The organism is Halalkalicoccus tibetensis (assembly GCF_037996645.1).
Classification (GTDB): domain Archaea; phylum Halobacteriota; class Halobacteria; order Halobacteriales; family Halalkalicoccaceae; genus Halalkalicoccus; species Halalkalicoccus tibetensis.
Genome location: NZ_JBBMXV010000003.1, coordinates 780,789 through 795,929, shown reverse-complemented (window position 1 = coordinate 795,929; position 15,141 = coordinate 780,789). Strand labels below are relative to the sequence as shown.

At 66.6% G+C, this 15,141-nt stretch carries 13 protein-coding genes and 1 tRNA gene; 9 read left to right on the top strand and 5 right to left on the bottom strand.

What is annotated here, in order from left to right:
• Positions 1-13 precede the first annotated feature (13 nt).
• On the bottom strand, positions 14-697 hold the full coding sequence (locus tag WOA58_RS12515; protein ID WP_340604553.1) for a helix-turn-helix domain-containing protein: 684 nt from the start codon (positions 695-697) through the stop codon (positions 14-16).
• Positions 698-802: 105 nt separating this feature from the next.
• On the opposite strand from WOA58_RS12515, the gene WOA58_RS12510 reads away from it, so the two are divergent.
• Entirely contained in the window at positions 803-1,465 is a 663-nt protein-coding gene (locus WOA58_RS12510) for a helix-turn-helix domain-containing protein (RefSeq protein ID WP_340604551.1), read from the top strand.
• A gap of 311 nt (positions 1,466-1,776) precedes the next feature.
• Here WOA58_RS12510 and WOA58_RS12505 read toward each other — a convergent pair.
• Positions 1,777-1,851 (bottom strand) — tRNA-Val (locus WOA58_RS12505).
• Positions 1,852-1,985: 134 nt separating this feature from the next.
• Between WOA58_RS12505 and trpD the strand changes: the two genes are divergently transcribed.
• Genes trpD through trpG form a run of 4 tightly spaced genes read left to right on the top strand, consistent with a single transcriptional unit; the run spans position 1,986 to position 5,828 of the window.
• Positions 1,986-2,990, top strand: a complete 1,005-nt coding sequence (gene trpD / locus WOA58_RS12500; RefSeq protein ID WP_340604550.1) for an anthranilate phosphoribosyltransferase — start codon at positions 1,986-1,988, stop codon at positions 2,988-2,990.
• Positions 2,987-3,640 carry a phosphoribosylanthranilate isomerase gene (locus WOA58_RS12495; protein ID WP_340604549.1) on the top strand — a complete coding sequence of 218 codons (654 nt, stop codon included), beginning with the start codon at positions 2,987-2,989 and terminating at the stop codon, positions 3,638-3,640. The genes trpD and WOA58_RS12495 overlap by 4 nt, the downstream gene beginning before the upstream one ends.
• A complete protein-coding gene (trpE, locus tag WOA58_RS12490) occupies positions 3,637-5,229 on the top strand; it encodes an anthranilate synthase component I (protein WP_340604548.1) in 1,593 nt (530 codons plus the stop codon). The genes WOA58_RS12495 and trpE overlap by 4 nt, the downstream gene beginning before the upstream one ends.
• Positions 5,226-5,828, top strand: coding sequence for an anthranilate synthase component II (gene trpG, locus WOA58_RS12485; protein ID WP_340604546.1), 603 nt, complete (start codon positions 5,226-5,228; stop codon positions 5,826-5,828). The genes trpE and trpG overlap by 4 nt, the downstream gene beginning before the upstream one ends.
• Here the strand turns inward: trpG and WOA58_RS12480 are convergent.
• The gene (locus WOA58_RS12480; RefSeq protein ID WP_340604545.1) at positions 5,808-6,011 is read right to left on the bottom strand and encodes a hypothetical protein; all 204 of its coding nucleotides are present in this window, start codon (positions 6,009-6,011) and stop codon (positions 5,808-5,810) included. The two genes, trpG and WOA58_RS12480, sit on opposite strands and share 21 nt — an antisense overlap.
• Positions 6,012-6,332: 321 nt before the next feature.
• Between WOA58_RS12480 and WOA58_RS12475 the strand changes: the two genes are divergently transcribed.
• The 3 genes from WOA58_RS12475 (at position 6,333) to WOA58_RS12465 (ending at position 12,120) form a co-directional block, all read left to right on the top strand.
• Positions 6,333-9,431 (top strand): adenosylcobalamin-dependent ribonucleoside-diphosphate reductase, encoded by a 3,099-nt coding sequence (locus WOA58_RS12475; protein ID WP_340604543.1) that lies wholly within the window; start codon positions 6,333-6,335, stop codon positions 9,429-9,431.
• A gap of 100 nt (positions 9,432-9,531) precedes the next feature.
• Entirely contained in the window at positions 9,532-10,872 is a 1,341-nt protein-coding gene (locus tag WOA58_RS12470) for a class-III pyridoxal-phosphate-dependent aminotransferase (protein ID WP_340604541.1), read from the top strand.
• Positions 10,873-10,947: 75 nt separating this feature from the next.
• A complete protein-coding gene (locus WOA58_RS12465) occupies positions 10,948-12,120 on the top strand; it encodes a M24 family metallopeptidase (RefSeq protein ID WP_390220955.1) in 1,173 nt (390 codons plus the stop codon).
• Here the strand turns inward: WOA58_RS12465 and WOA58_RS12460 are convergent.
• Positions 12,117-13,082 carry a D-2-hydroxyacid dehydrogenase gene (locus WOA58_RS12460; protein ID WP_340604539.1) on the bottom strand — a complete coding sequence of 322 codons (966 nt, stop codon included), beginning with the start codon at positions 13,080-13,082 and terminating at the stop codon, positions 12,117-12,119. The genes WOA58_RS12465 and WOA58_RS12460 overlap by 4 nt on opposite strands.
• 105 nt (positions 13,083-13,187) lie before the next feature.
• Here WOA58_RS12460 and WOA58_RS12455 point away from each other — a divergent pair, with 105 nt between their 5' ends.
• Complete coding sequence (locus tag WOA58_RS12455; RefSeq protein ID WP_340604538.1) at positions 13,188-14,468, top strand: amidohydrolase; 1,281 nt, start codon at positions 13,188-13,190, stop codon at positions 14,466-14,468.
• On the opposite strand, the gene WOA58_RS12450 is transcribed toward WOA58_RS12455, so the two are convergent.
• The gene (locus WOA58_RS12450) at positions 14,465-15,124 is read right to left on the bottom strand and encodes a hypothetical protein (protein WP_340604537.1); all 660 of its coding nucleotides are present in this window, start codon (positions 15,122-15,124) and stop codon (positions 14,465-14,467) included. The genes WOA58_RS12455 and WOA58_RS12450 overlap by 4 nt on opposite strands.
• Between the last annotated feature and the right edge of the window lie 17 nt (positions 15,125-15,141).

Sequence of the window (15,141 nt, the reverse complement as noted above, 5' to 3'; positions counted from 1 at the left end):
AATCGGACCGATACTACCGGTTGTGTGGTTCTTCGAGCCGAAGCGGGCCCGTCGAGTTCAGATGCCGGTCGACGAGGGCGCCATGCCCACGTCGGAGGCGCTCGGAGAGAGCTTGGTGTGAGACGTCAAGCCGCTCTGCGAGCTCCGAGAGCGTGATGTGCCGTGGGACGTCGTAGTAGCCCATCTCGTCGGCTTCGAGGAGCGACTCGTATTGACGTTTCGTTAGTCCGTGTCCTGAACCCCTATTGCCGTCGAGGTCATAAATAGCATCGACGGTGAGCGAGAGATCGTTGTCCTCACAGAACTCGTAGATCTCCGAGCTCATATCGCGCGCAGGGCAGAGTAGTTGAACAGTCCATGCGTCGTCGTTCGTATGTATGCTTGCGTTCCGTATCCCTCCCCCCTTCTTCAAGATGAGGTAGAGTACGTGCTCGACCCCGGTGGCCCATCTCAACTGATACAGTCGGTCCTCGCCGGTTTCGGCCAGCGCCGAGAACTCCTCGACGCTGGGGTCACCGGAGAGTGCTCGCTCGAAGGCGGCGTGATCATCGGTAGTGGCCCACACGAACGGCATGGCCGACTCGGAGTTCTGAGCGACGAGCTGCTCGATTTCGATACGAAGCTCCGATGCGTTCTCGATGGTCTCTGCCAATGCGAACTCCTCGACGGGTATGCGGATCTCGATGATGGTCGCCATGGTATTCCCCTGTGGACAGGGCGGCTTAGAGCGCTGGATCGGGAATCGGCACAGATTGTATATGAAATGCCTTTATATGAGGCGTAGACGTGTTGAGAGTGAATCATGAGTGTGATCGTCGAGTGTACCGTTCCAACCGAGCGCTTCGCGCTCGCCGAAACTCTAGATCGAATCCCCGGCATGTTCATCGAGATCGAACGCCTCGTCGCTCAGGGCCCCGATCAGATCATGCCCTATTTCTGGGCATCACGCGGTAATCACGAGGCGTTCGAGACGGCGGCGAGGAACGACCCGTCAGTCCATGACCTCGTCAAACTCGACGAGTTCAACAAAGCCGTTCTCTACCGGGCCGTCTGGGTGCAGAACGTCGAAACGGTCGCTTACGCGTATACGGAGACGGGTGCGGTTCTGCTCAATGCGATGGGGCACGACAGGGAATGGGAGCTCCAGCTACGGTTCGACGATGAGAACTCCGTCTCGAAGTTCAGTGGATACGTTCACGATAACGACTTCGAGATCGACATCACGCGTCTCTATCGTCCCTCACGTCCCTTCTCGAAGTCCCAGCTAGCGCTTACGGAGGCCCAACATGAAACGATCATCGCGGCACTGGAAGGGGGATACTACGAGAACCCACGAGGAATAACGCGAAGCGAGCTGGCCGAGGAGTTCGGGATCTCCCAACAGGCCCTCTCCGCCCGGATTCGGCGCGCTCACAGGCTGATAATGGAAAACGTCTTCACCATTACTCCGCCCGACGACGAGTGATGTGGGCCTCCCCAATTCTGCTGAATACAACAGTCACACTTCGTCTCTACCGCCCGGTACAGAACAGTGGGTGAGGGCGGATTTGAACCGCGAGAACGTCGCTCCGCTCGTCCTCTGGGTTCAAATCCTACCAACGTGACGAATTTGCGCCTCGCGAGAGTGCTCGGCGCAAAATTAGTGGGTTGGGGCGGATTTGAACCTCGGTCATTCCACTCGCTAACGCTCGTTTCACTCCCTGCTTCAAATCCTTCGTAACCATTTCCGCCGACGCAGCTGACTCGCTGCGCTCGTCAGGTTGTGTCGTCGAGAAATGGGTTGGGGCGGATTTGAACCGCCGGCCTCCTCCATGTCAAGGAGGTGTCATAGCCTGACTAGACCACCAACCCTCGCTGCCTCGTGCACTTCCGGATACCCCGCCGGAGTAATTGAAGCTTTCGACTCGAAGAAAGCGCGACGACACGCTTAAGCCGATGTACTTACTTGTCCATTACAAGCCGACATCGTACATCGGAGATCACTCATGAAGGACACAATCGAGCGAGTCACCGAGGGCGAGGACCTGACACAGGACGAGGCACGGGAGGCGGCCGCGGCGGTCTTCGAGGGCGCCACCGAGGCCCAGATCGGCGCGCTGCTCGCGGCGCTGCGCGCGAAGGGCGAGACCGAGGAGGAGATCGCGGGCTTCGCCGAGGGGATGCGCGCGGCCGCGCGGACCATCGCACCCGACAGAACCCCGCTGGTCGACACCTGCGGGACCGGCGGCGACGACTACGACACGATCAACGTCTCGACCACCAGCGCCATCGTCGCCAGCGGCGCCGGCGTCCCCGTCGCGAAACACGGCAACTATTCGGTCTCCTCGAACTCGGGCAGCGCGGATGTCCTGGAGGAACTGGGCGTCGAGATCGACGCCGAACCGCCGGCCGTCGAACGCGCGATCGAGGACCAGGGGATCGGGTTCATGCTCGCGCCCGTCTTCCACCCCGCGATGAAGGCCGTCATCGGTCCCCGAAAGGAGCTCGGGATGCGCACGGTGTTCAACGTCCTCGGGCCGCTGACCAATCCTGCGGGCGCGAACGCCCAAGTCGTCGGCGTCTACGACCCCGTCTTGGTACCTATCCTCGCCCGCGCGCTCTCACACATGGACGTCGAGCGCGCGCTCGTGGTCCACGGCGCGGGCATGGACGAGATCGGACTCCACGGCGAGACTCGCGTCGCCGAAGTCCGCGGAAACGAAATCGAGGAGTACAGCCTCGAACCGGCGGACCTCGGGCTCGAATCCCACCCCGTGAGCGCGGTCTCCGGCGGCACGCCCGAGGAGAACGCCGCGGACCTCGAGGGGATCGTCACCGGCGAGGTCGGCGGTGCGAAACGCGAGATCGTCCTCGCGAACGCGGGCGCGGCGATCTACGTCGCCGGCGAGGCCGACTCGCTCGCGGAGGGCGCCGAAATCGCGGCCAACGCCATCGACGGGGGCGGCGCCGCCGAGAAGCTCGAATCGATGCGCGGGACGGTGGTCCAGTGACCCGCGTGAAGGTCTGCGGGCACGCCCGCGAGGACGACGTCGCGGCCTCAGTAGAGGTCGGCGCGGACGCGATCGGCGTCATCAGCGGCGTCCCCGTCGACAGCCCCCGTGCCGTCGATCCCGAGCGGGCCGCGGAACTCCTCGAAGGGGTCCCCCCGTTCGTGACCGGCGTGCTCGTGACGATGCCCGAAACCCCCGAGGAGGCGATCGAACTGGTCGAACGCACCCGCCCCGACGTCCTCCAGATTCACGGCCCGTTCGAGCCCACCGACCTCGAAGCAGTGAAGGAAACGATCACCCGGCCGGTGATCAAGTCCGTCGACGCAAGCGAGCCCGAGGAGGCCCGCGCGTTCGATTCGGTCGCCGACACCCTATTGGTGGACTCGACCGACGCGAGCGGGGCGGGCGGCACCGGACGAACCCACGACTGGGAGCGGACGGGCGAACTCGTCCGGGAGCTCGATTCCCCCGTGATCCTCGCGGGCGGGCTCACCCCCGGGAACGTCGCGCGGGCTATCGAGAGCGCGGAGCCCTTCGGCGTCGACGCCGCCAGCGGGGTCGAGAGCGAGGGCGGCGTGAAGGACCACGAGGCCGTGGACCAGTTCGTCCGCCGGGCGCAGGAAGCGAAGGAGGAGGTGCCGGCACGATGATCGACCGCGAGACGTTCCGCGAGCGCACGGACGTCGAGGAGCCGTCGGTCGTCTACGTCGGAGCGGAGCTCGATAGCGAGACGACGCCGCTCGCGGCCTACGGCGCGCTCAACACGGAGTACGGCTACCTGCTCGAGAGCGCCGAGAAGGTCGCCTCCTCGGATCCCGACGGCGCCTTTCAGCCCGCGAGCGCGACCGCGACCCGCCACGCACGCTACTCCTTCGTCGGCTACGACCCCGAGGCGGTCGTCACGGTCCGGCCCGAGTCGGCCGACGTCGACGTGCTCGGCGACGGACGGCTCGAGGCGCTGATGGAGCCCAACGGCGGCGACACCCTCGATACCCTCCGAGAGACGCTACCGGAGGTCCCGCGGATCGGATTCCCCGAGGACGGCCACCTCCACGGCGGGCTGGTGGGCTTTCTCGCCTACGACGCGGTCTACGACCTCTGGCTCTCGGAGGTGGGTGTCGAACGCCACGAGGGTGGAACGCCCGACGCTCAGTTCGTCCTGAGCACCCGGACGCTCGTCTTCGACGAGGTCGAGGGCACGCTCACGCTTTCACTTACCCCGATCGTCTTCCCGGAGGACGACCCCGACGAGCTCTACGACGCGCTCGAGGCGGAGGTCGAGCGCGTTCGCGAGGCGCTGGAGGACGCCGACGAACCGGAGACCGGCGGGTTCGTCCGTGAGGGTGAACGCGCGGACCCCCGCGAGGAGTACGAGGCGATCGTCGAGGAGACGAAAGAGCGCGTGCTCGACGGCGACATCTACCAGGGCGTGCTCTCGCGCAAACGCGAGCTCGTCGGCGAGATCGATCCCCTCGGGCTGTACGAGGCGCTGCGGGAGATCAACCCCTCGCCGTACATGTACCTGCTCGGCTACGGCGAGCGAACCGTCGTCGGCGCGAGCCCCGAGACGCTGGTCTCGGTGCGCGACGGGCTGGTGACGAGCAACCCGATCGCGGGCACCTGCTCGCGGGGGTCGAGCCCGGTCGAGGACCGCCGGCTCGCCGGCGAGATGCTCGCTGACGACAAGGAGCGTGCCGAACACACCATGCTCGTCGATCTGGCGCGAAACGACGTCCGCCGGGTCTCGAAGCCGGGCTCCGTACGGGTGGACGAGTTCATGAACGTGCTGAAGTACAGCCACGTTCAGCACATCGAGTCGACGGTGACCGGCGAGCTCGCGGCCGATTCGGACGTCGACGAGGAGCCCTCGGGCGCCGGACGGACGGGCCCCTTCGACGCGTTCGACGCCACCCGGGCGGCGTTCCCGGCCGGCACCCTCTCGGGCGCGCCGAAGATCCGCGCGATGGAGATCATCGACGAACTGGAGCGAGAGCCCCGCGGGATCTACGGCGGGGGCATCGGCTACTACTCCTGGACGGGCGACGCCGACACCGCGATCGCGATTCGGACGGCGACGATCGAGCACGGCGAGCGGGATCGGATCACGGTCCAGGCGGGCGCGGGGCTGGTCGCCGACAGCGACCCCGCCGCCGAATACGAGGAAACCGAGAAGAAGATGGGCGGCGTCCTCGACGCGATCGAGCGCATCGAGGTCGAGTCCGAGGGGGTGCTCCAATGAGCCTCGCCCGCACGAAGCGCGTGCTGTTCGTCGACAACTTCGACTCCTTCACCTACAACCTCGTCGAGTACGTCTCAGAACAGGGCGCCGAAACCGAGGTGCTTCGCAACACCGCCTCGCTTTCCGAGATCCGTTCCACGGAGCCCGACGCCATCGTCATCTCGCCGGGGCCGGGCCACCCGAAGAACGCGAGGGACGTCGGCGTCACCACGGAGGTGCTTCGCGAGGTGAGTCCCGAGATCCCGACCCTAGGGGTCTGTCTCGGGCTCGAGGCCGCCGTCTACGCCTACGGCGGGAGCGTGGGTCGCGCGCCCGAGCCGATCCACGGGAAGGCCTTTCCCGTCGAGCACGACGGCCGGGGCGTCTTCGCCGGGCTCGAACAGGGGTTTCAGGCCGGGCGCTATCACTCGCTGATCGCGACCGACGTACCGGACTGCTTCGAGGTGACGGCGACGACCGACCACGCCGGCGAGCAGCTTGTGATGGGGATCCGCCACCGCGAGCACCCCATCGAGTGCGTCCAGTTCCACCCCGAGAGCGTGCTCACGGGCGTGGGTCACGACGTGATCGAGAACTTCCTACACCAGTGCGAACACTGAGGGAACCACGACGGTCACGGCGTAGAAGGCGACGATCGCCGCGGTCGTCATCGCGACGAACCGCCACGCGAGCTTCAACAGGAACCGCCCGACGAGGATCACCACCACGAGCGCCGCCAACACGAGCAGTACCATGCTCGGGTCGCCGACGAGGGAGGCCTCCATGGGCATCTGTGCGTCCATAACTCCACATTAGTATAGGAATAAATAAGCTTTCTTGCCGAGGGGCGATGCGCGTCGGGCGGCCGGTTCACTTCCACCCCGGTTTGGACAGGTTATAGTGGGCCCCGCCCCTACCCTCTCACGAGCGGTGAGAACGGGGGGCGCCACTCTGATGGACAGAGGCATCCCTGTTATTCTTTCACAATTCCCATTTCTGGAAAGTAAAGCTTCATAGGACTGGCTGTGTATTCGGTTGCCGTTACAAATGGTACGTAGCCGAAACCATCTATCCAGTCAGATCGAAGGCCAGTCCGTCGCTACCGGTGTCGCGGAGGTGCGCGCGTGAGCCGCGCGGACCTCGACGCCGAGGAGCTCACCCTCCCGGTCAAGCGTACCGAGGGCGAGACCCTGAAGGAGCGCCTGACCGCCAACGCCTACGAGAACATCCTCCCCGCCCGGTATCTCCGCAAGGACGCGGACGGCGAGCTCGTCGAGTCCCAGGAGGACCTCTTCGTTCGCGTCGCACGGAACATCGCGCTCGCCGAGGCCGTCTTCGAGGCCGAGAAGCGCGACGTCGAGGTCACCGTCTCGCCCGACCAGCTCAAGCCCGACCACCCACGGCGCGACGAGCTCGCCGCGGAGGTCTTCGGGGCCGGAACGACGGCGGACGACGACGCCGAGGCCGAGCTCTCGGTGTACAACGTCAACAAGTTCGCCTACGAGACGGTCGTCCCCGAGCTGCCCGGCGGGGTTCGCGAGCACGTCGAGGAGAAGGCCGACGAGTTCCGGAAGCTGATGGAGCAGCTCTCGTTCATCCCGAACAGCCCCACGCTGATGAACGCGGGCGACGAGCTCCAGCAGCTCTCTGCGTGTTTCGTCGACTCGCCCGACGACGACATCAGCGACATCCACCAGACCGCAAAGGAGGCCGCCGAGGTCTTCCAGTCGGGCGGTGGGATGGGCTATGCGTTCTGGCGGCTACGCCCCTACGGCGATTCGGTCGGAAGCACCGGCGGGATCGCGTCGGGCCCGATCACGTTCATGCGCACGTTCGACCAGATGTGCGAGACGATCGCACAGGGCGGGGCGCGACGCGGCGCCCAGATGGGCGTGATGCGGATCAGCCACCCCGACGTCATCGAGTTCATCCACGCGAAGAACAAGGACGTCTCGCTGGCCCACACGCTGAAGCTCAACGACCCCGACGACTACACCTACACCACCTTCTCGGAAGCACTCGAAGAAGCCCGCGAGCTGATCGACGACGACGGCAAGGTCCCCAAACACCTCCGTAACGCCGTCGAGGGCCACCTCTCGAACTTCAACATCTCGGTGGGGGTCACCGACGGGTTCATGGAGGCGCTGTACAACGACGAGGAGTACGTCTTCGAGAACCCCCGGACGGAGGAGCCCCACATCGCGACCGCCGAGACCAAGGAGATGTACTCCCGGTACGGCCTCGGCGAGCACGTCGAGGTCGGCGAGGAGCTCTCCATTCCGGCGGAGCTCATCTGGGACCGCATCCTCGACGGCGCCTACGAGAACGGCGAGCCCGGCGTGATCTACCTCGAACGGGTCAACAAGGAACACTCCTTCGACGTCGAGGAGAACCCGGACCACCGCATCCTCGCGACCAACCCCTGTGGCGAGCAACCGCTGGAGGAGTACGAGGCCTGCAACCTGGGTCACATCAACCTCTCGACGCTCGCGGCGACCGACGCGCCCGACTGGCGGGTCTGGCACGACGAGCACGGCGCGGAGTTCGACTCGCTCGAGGCCGCGGTCGACGCCTACCTCGACGAGGCCATCGACGTCGAGGAGTTCGAGCGCCGGATCGAGCTCGGCACCCGGTTCCTCGAGAACGTCGTCACGATGTCCGACTTCCCGGTGCCCGAGATCGAGCGGAAAGTGAGGGAGATGCGAAAGATCGGGCTGGGCGTCATGGGGTTGGCACAGCTCTACATCCAGCTCGGCGTTCGCTACGGCAGCGAAGAGGGCAACGAGATCGCCGGCCAGCTGATGACCCACATCAACCACGGCTCGAAGCGCGCGAGCCACGAGCTCGCGGGCGAACGCGGCCCGTTCGAGGACTGGGCCGACTCGAAGTACGCGAACCCCACCGAGTATCGCGAGTGGTTCGAGCGCCAGACCGGCGAGGACGCCGACGACTGGGCCGACGGCTACCCCATCCGGAACCACAACACGACGACCATCGCGCCCACGGGCACGACCTCGATGGTCGGCAACACTACGGGCGGCTGTGAGCCGATCTACAACGTCGCCTACTACAAGAACGTGAGCGACGACGTCCAGGGCGACGAGATGCTAGTCGAGTTCGACGACTACTTCCTCCGTGTTCTAGAGGACAACGACGTCGACGTCGAGGCCGTCAAGCACGAGGCCCAGGAGCAGATGCAGAACAACGAGTTCGACGGCGTCGAAGGGCTCTCGACGGTGCCCAACGCCATCGGCGAGCTGTTCGTCGTCACGTCGGACCTCGCGGGCAAGGACCACGCCGCCGTGCAGTGTGCCTGCCAGCGGGGCGTCGACAGCGCCATCTCGAAGACCTGCAACTTCCCCAACTCCGCCTCGAAGGAGGACATGGAGGAGGTCTACCGCTACATCTACGACAACGGCGGCAAGGGCGTCACCGTCTACCGCGACGGCACCCGCTCGAAGCAGGTGCTCACGACGCGGGCGGACAACGCCGAGTTCGCCGACGAGGAGGAGGCCGCCGAAGCGCTCGTCGAGCAGATCAGCGAGGTCTTCGGCGGGATCGACGAGTTCCTCACCCACGAGGAGGTCCGCGCGGTCCTCGAGGACGACCTCGAGATCACCCGCGAATCGGGCCAGTACGCCACGAAGCGCCCCCGGCCGGACGTGCTCCACGGCGTAACCCAGCGCATCGACACGGGCTACGGCAAGCTCTACGTCAACATCAACGAGGACGAGAACGGCCGGCCGTTCGAGCTGTTCGCCAACATCGGCAACTCGGGCGGGTTCACCGCGAGCTTCACCGAGGCGCTCGCGAAGACCATCTCGACGGCGCTGCGGTCGGGCGTCGATCCCGAGGAGATCGCGAGCGAGCTCCAGGGCATCCGCTCGCCGAAGGTCGCCTGGGACAAGGGCCAGCAGGTCAACTCCATTCCGGACGCGATCGGCACCGCGCTGCGCCGGTATCTCGACGGCGACATCGAGCGGGGCTACCCCAAACAGCAGAACCTCACCGAGCTCGAGGGTGAGGGCTCGGTGGAGCCCGACGCCCCCGAGACGGACGGCGGGGCCGCCGTCGACTCCGGCGGATCGGACGCGAGCGAGGGCGCCCCCCAGGACCTCATCGACGCGGGCGAGAGCCCCGAGTGTCCCGACTGCGGCTCGATGACGCTCTACTACTCGGAGGGCTGCAAGACCTGCGAGTCCTGCGGTTGGTCGGAGTGCTGAGGTAGTCCTCTCGATTTTTCCGTTCTGGCCCCACCCGGTAGCGCCCGCCCTCGCGCCCGCCGACGACAAGAGTTAATAACGATGTATACGGTTCCTGTGTATGGATCGTGATAACGCGGAGCCGAGCGTTCGGCGGCTCCCCGGGGAGCGCACGCGCGAATGGGTCGAGTACCACCACCAGTACTCCGCGCCCAGCGAGCACGCCCACGAGTTCGCGTGGGACGTCTCGGGGGAGGCGGAGGGACCGTTCTGTACCGACCTCGACGGCAACGTCTTCCTCGATTTCACCTGCCACATCGGCGCCGCGCCGCTGGGATACAACAACCCGAAGATAACGGATCGAATGGCCGAGTTCGACCTCGTCGATCCCCTGAAGATCGCCGGCCAGGACTTCTACGCCGGGTCCGCGGGCGGCCCGGAGGATCCCGAGATCCCGGGGGCGGCCCAACTGATGGAGCGGCTCGTCGAGGCGTCCTCGCAGTACGACATGGACACGGTCTTCCTCTCGAACTCGGGGGCCGAGGCCATCGAGAACGCGATGAAGATCTCGTATGCGAACACCCCCGAACGGAAGTACGGCATCACCTTCCTCGGGGCCTTCCACGGCCGGACGCTCGGAACGCTCTCGATGACGCGCGCCGGCGACGTCTACACGCGCGCCTATCCCGAGATCGCCGGCACGCGGACCGTCCCGTTCTGCGAGGACCGCACCTGCGAGGAGTCGACTTGTTCGTGTGGCTTCTTCGCGGGCGGGCGCTCGCAGCTCGAGCGGATGCTCGACCCCGAACGGGGCTACATGGACCCCGCCGAGGTCGCCTTCATGGTCCTCGAGCCGGTCCAGGGCGTCGGCGGCTACCGGTTCCCGAGCGACGCGTTCATGGACGAAGTCCAGCGCGTCTGTGAGACCCACGACGTCCACCTGATCGTCGACGAGATCCAGTCGGGAGTCGGCCGCACCGGGGAGATGTGGGCCGCCGACCACTACTCGATCGAGCCCGACGTGATCTGCAGCGCGAAGGCGCTCCGATCGGGGGCGACGATCTCCCGCTCGGACGTCTTCCCCGAGGAGAAGAACCGCCTGGGCTCAACCTGGGGCGGGGGAGATCTCGTCGCGGCGGCCCAAGGGGTTCTCACCCTCGACGCGATCGACGAGCACGACCTGCTCGAGAACGCCGTCGAGCGCGGCCGGCAGGTGCAGGAGCTACTGCGCGACGCCGACCCCGAGGGCGTCGAGGACGTCAGGGGGAAGGGGTTGATGCTCGCCGTCGAGTTCGACACGAAGGAGCGCCGGAACGCCGTCGTGAAGGCGGGCCTCCAGCGCGGGCTGCTCACGCTGGGCTGTGGCCACAGCACGATCCGACTGCTGCCGCCGCTCGACGTCACCGAACGCGAGATCGAGCTCGGCATCGAGCTGTTCCGCGAGGCGATCGACGCGGCCTGATATACGGATTCCGTTGTTCTCGTATACGAAAACATAAGTGGCGGCGCCGTGTCGTGGCACTCGTTAGTGATTACCGTGCAGCCGTTCGAGCAACCGGAGTACGAGCGACGACTGGAGCGAACGAAAGACCGCATGCGCGAGGAGGGGATCGAGACCCTGTTCGTGACCGACCCTGCGAACATGAACTACCTCGCGGGCTACGACGGCTGGTCGTTTTACGTCCATCAGGGGCTGATCGTCTCGCTGGACCACGACCAGCCCGTCTGGGTCGGCCGGCAGATGGACGCGAACGGCGCGAGAGCCACCGTCTGGATCGACCACGACAACATCCGGCCCTACAGCGACGACCACGTCCAGTCGCCGGTCGGGAAACACCCGATGGACTTCGTCGCCCGGGTGATCGAAGAGATGGGCCGGGGCGACACCCACGTCGGCGTCGAGATGGACGCCTACTACTACACCGCGAAGTCCCACCAGCGTCTCCAGAGGGAGCTCCCGGAGGCGACGTTCTCGGACGCCACCCTCCTGGTAAGCTGGGTGCGCGTGGTGAAGTCCAACCGGGAGATCGAGCTGATCGAGCAGGCGACCCAGCTCTCGGAGGCCGCGATGCAGGCGGGGATCGACGCGATGGGCGAGGGCGTCCCCGAGTCCACGGTCGCGGCGGAGATCTACCACACCCTGATCGCGGGCACCGAGGCGTTCGGCGGCGACTACCCCGCGATCGTCCCGCTGATGCCCTCGGGCGAGCACACCGGGACGCCGCATCTGACGTGGTCGGACGAGCCCTTCTCCGATGGGGACCCCGTAATCGTCGAGCTCGCGGGCTGTCGCCACCGGTACCACTCGCCGCTCGCGCGGACCGCCGTGGTCGGCGGGGTGCCCGACGAGATGAAGCGGGTTTCTGAGGTCGTCGTCGAGGGGCTGAACGCGGCGCTCGATCGGGCGGAACCGGGCGTGACCTGCGAGGAGGTCGAGCTCGCCTGGCGCGAGTCGATCGCGAGACACGGCATCGAGAAGGAGGACCGCATCGGCTACTCGATGGGCCTCGGCTACCCGCCGGACTGGGGCGAGCACACCGCGAGCCTTCGACCGGGCGACGAGACAGTATTGAAGGAGAACATGACCTTCCACATGATTCCGGGGATCTGGACCGACGAGCTGGGCGTCGAGATCAGCGAGTCGTTCCGCGTGACCGCCAACGGAGCGGAACGGTTCTCGTCGTTCCCCCAGAAGGTCTTCCCGGTTTAGGGCGACGCCACGAGGTTTTCGAGCTCGTCGCCCTCCTCGAGGGCCCCGACGTTTCCGGCGACGATCTCCGCCAGTCGTTCCCAGTGTTTCGGGGTGTGCCCGCCCGTATGCGGGGTGATCAACACGTTCTCGAAGCCCCACAGGACGTGCTCCGGCGGGAGGGGCTCGGGGTCGGTCACGTCGAGCGCGGCGCCCCGGATGGAGTTGGTCTGGATCGCCCCGACCAGCGCGTCGGTGTCGACGATCGGCCCGCGGGCGGTGTTGATCAGGACCGCCTCGGGGGGCAGGGTCGCGAACTCCGCCTCGCCGATCAGCCCTCTCGTCGTCTCCGTCAGCGGGCAGGCGATCGCGAGGTAGTCGGTGCGCGAGAGCGCGTCGTGAAGGGGATCCTCCTCGAAGCCGATCACCTCGTCGGTCGGCCCGCCCTTTTCGGGCGAGTAGCGCACTCCAATGGTGTCGACCTCCATGCCCTCCAGTCGCTTCACGAGCGCCTGCCCGATCGATCCGAGGCCGACGACCGTCACCGTACTGTCCGTGAGCTCGCCGGACTGGAAGTGACGCCACTCCCTGTTACCCTTGCGCCGCCAGCCCTCGTGGAGCCGGCGGGCGAAGACGAGCATGTTCCCCAGGACGCCCTCCGCGAGCCCGGGCGCGTGGATCCCGCCGGCGTTGGTCACCGCCACGCCCCGTTCGCGCAGCGCCTCGATCGGGAGGTGTTCGGTGCCCGCGAAGGCACACGCGAACAGCTCGAGCTCCTCGGCGCGCTCGAGGAGGGCCTCGTCGATCCGCACCCCGGTGGCGACCCGGGCGCGCTCGATCAGTTCGCGCTCCTCGCTCGGCGTCCCCGCCCGGCGCACGTCGTGGTCGGGCAGTCGCTCGCGTAGCTCCGCGGCGTACGGTTCGGTCGAGAGCCCCTCGGTGCCCTCGCGCAACACCACTACGTCCGGTGTGTCTTCGGTCATGGCTACCATTCCCCCCGATCGGACGCCCCGCGCTAAAGTCTTCGTATTCGACGTCCACGGTTTCTGTGTATTTTTAAGTGGGTGGAGCAACGACGTTGTGAGAGAATGGCACGGGTGATGCACGACCGGCTGGTCGAGTGGCGACGGGCGTTCCACCGGTATCCGGAGCCGGCCTGGCGGGAGTTCTACACGACGAGCCTGTTGGTCGACGAGCTCGAGCGGGTGGGAGTGGACGAGCTCGCGGTGGGTCGCGAGGCGATGGACGGCGAGGAACGGATGGCGGTTCCGGACGACGAGGAGCTGGAGCGATGGTTCGAGCGCGCGCGTGCCGCCGGCGCGCGAGAGGACGTCCTCGCGGCCTGTGAGGGTGGTTATACGGGCTGTGTGGCCGTCCTCGAGTGTGGCGAGGGCCCCTCGATCGGGCTGCGGGTCGACATCGACGGGCTGTTCATCGAGGAGGCCGCCGACGAGGGTCACCTCCCGGCGCGCGAGGGCTTTCGCTCGGAACACGAGGGGGTGATGCACGCCTGCGGACACGACGCCCACATGACGATCGGGCTCGGGGTGCTCGAGGCAGTGAAGGAGAGCGACTTCGAGGGCACCCTCACCGTCTTCTTCCAGCCCGCCGAGGAGGACGGCGGCGGCGGGCGGCCGATGGCCGAGGGCCCCTACATGGAGGGGATCGAGTACCTGCTCTGTGTCCACGTCGGGCTCGACCATCCCACCGGCGAGGTCGTCGCCGGGATCGAGAAGCCCCTCGCGATGAGCCACCTACACGCCGAGATCCACGGCCGGTCGGCCCACGCGGGCAAGGAGCCCGACGAGGGGGCGAACGCAATCCAGGCGATGGCGACGGCGGTGAGCAACGCCTACGGGATCCCCCGGCACGCCGAGGGCATGACCCGGGTGAACGTCGGCCGGGTCGAGGGCGGGACGACCAGCAACATCATCGCCGAGGAGGTCTCGGTCACCGCGGAGGTCCGCGGCGAGACCACCCGGCTGATGGAGTCGATGAAGGAACGCTTCGAGCGGACCTTCGAGGCGGCCGCGCGGATGCACGGCTGTGAGGTCGACGTCGACGTCCACAGCGAGTCGCCCCGCGCGGACAGCGACCCCGAGCTCGCGGCCCTCGTCGACGGCGTCGCGTCCGGGACCGACGGGGTCGACACTCCCCTCAGGAGCGCGGAGTTCGGCGCGAGCGAGGACGCCACCTTCCTCATGGAGGCGGTCCAGGAGGCCGGCGGGCTCGCCTCCTATCTCGTCGTCGGTACGGACCACCCCGACAGCCACCACACCCCCCACTTCGACGTCGACGAGGAGAGCCTCGGGATCGCCGTCGACGTGCTCGTCGGCTCGATCGAGCGGATCGCGGCCGAACGTCCCTAGTCGGTCAGCTCGTCGATGCGCTCCTCGCGCCGGTCGGCGGCTTCTGCGGCCCGCTCTGCGAACTCGTCCATCTGTCCCTTGATCCCCTCGCGGATCGGGGCGGCCGAGAACTCCCCGCTCTCGGCCAGCAGCCGGGCGAACGCGCGCAGCTCCTCGTCGGTGAGCTCATCGAACCGACCGTCGTCGAGCTTTTCGACCACCTCGTCGACGTCGATCCGTCCGACGGGGTCGACGTTGAACTCGACGTTGACCATCCGGTAGTCCGAACCCGCAAGCTCCTGTTCGCCCTTCGAGACCCCGCGGGCGAGCATCTGTTTGAACGGCGTCGAGTAGCCCATCGTCCCCAGGTGGAGGAAGGCCAGCGTGTCGGTGATCCCGCGGGTGTAGGCGTCGCGCTCCTCGTCCTCGGGGTCGAAGACGGTCTCGCGGTCGCGCTCGTCGAGGTGATCGAAGAGGATGGTGAAGTCGAGCAGCGCGTTGCGGACCCGCCGCCGGATCCGGTTTCGTTTCTGTTTCTTCGAGTGGTCGGTGTAGTCGGTCTTCCGGCCCAGCAGGAACTCCCGGTCACTCGGGGTCAACACGCCCCGATCCCGGTCGGGATCGAACGCGAGGCCGTCGACCACCGACTGCTCGTTCGCCGCGCCCTCATCCGTCATACACAAAAACCGTGTAC

Excerpts from the sequence above, each read along its gene's own strand:
- WOA58_RS12515 (WP_340604553.1), bottom strand. The coding sequence starts at position 697 with ATGGCGACCATCATCGAGATCCGCATACCCGTCGAGGAGTTCGCATTG.
- WOA58_RS12510 (WP_340604551.1), top strand. The coding sequence starts at position 803 with ATGAGTGTGATCGTCGAGTGTACCGTTCCAACCGAGCGCTTCGCGCTC.
- trpD (WP_340604550.1), top strand. The coding sequence starts at position 1,986 with ATGAAGGACACAATCGAGCGAGTCACCGAGGGCGAGGACCTGACACAG.
- trpE (WP_340604548.1), top strand. The coding sequence starts at position 3,637 with ATGATCGACCGCGAGACGTTCCGCGAGCGCACGGACGTCGAGGAGCCG.
- trpG (WP_340604546.1), top strand. The coding sequence starts at position 5,226 with ATGAGCCTCGCCCGCACGAAGCGCGTGCTGTTCGTCGACAACTTCGAC.
- WOA58_RS12480 (WP_340604545.1), bottom strand. The coding sequence starts at position 6,011 with ATGGACGCACAGATGCCCATGGAGGCCTCCCTCGTCGGCGACCCGAGC.
- WOA58_RS12470 (WP_340604541.1), top strand. The coding sequence starts at position 9,532 with ATGGATCGTGATAACGCGGAGCCGAGCGTTCGGCGGCTCCCCGGGGAG.
- WOA58_RS12460 (WP_340604539.1), bottom strand. The coding sequence starts at position 13,082 with ATGACCGAAGACACACCGGACGTAGTGGTGTTGCGCGAGGGCACCGAG.
- WOA58_RS12455 (WP_340604538.1), top strand. The coding sequence starts at position 13,188 with ATGGCACGGGTGATGCACGACCGGCTGGTCGAGTGGCGACGGGCGTTC.
- WOA58_RS12450 (WP_340604537.1), bottom strand. The coding sequence starts at position 15,124 with ATGACGGATGAGGGCGCGGCGAACGAGCAGTCGGTGGTCGACGGCCTC.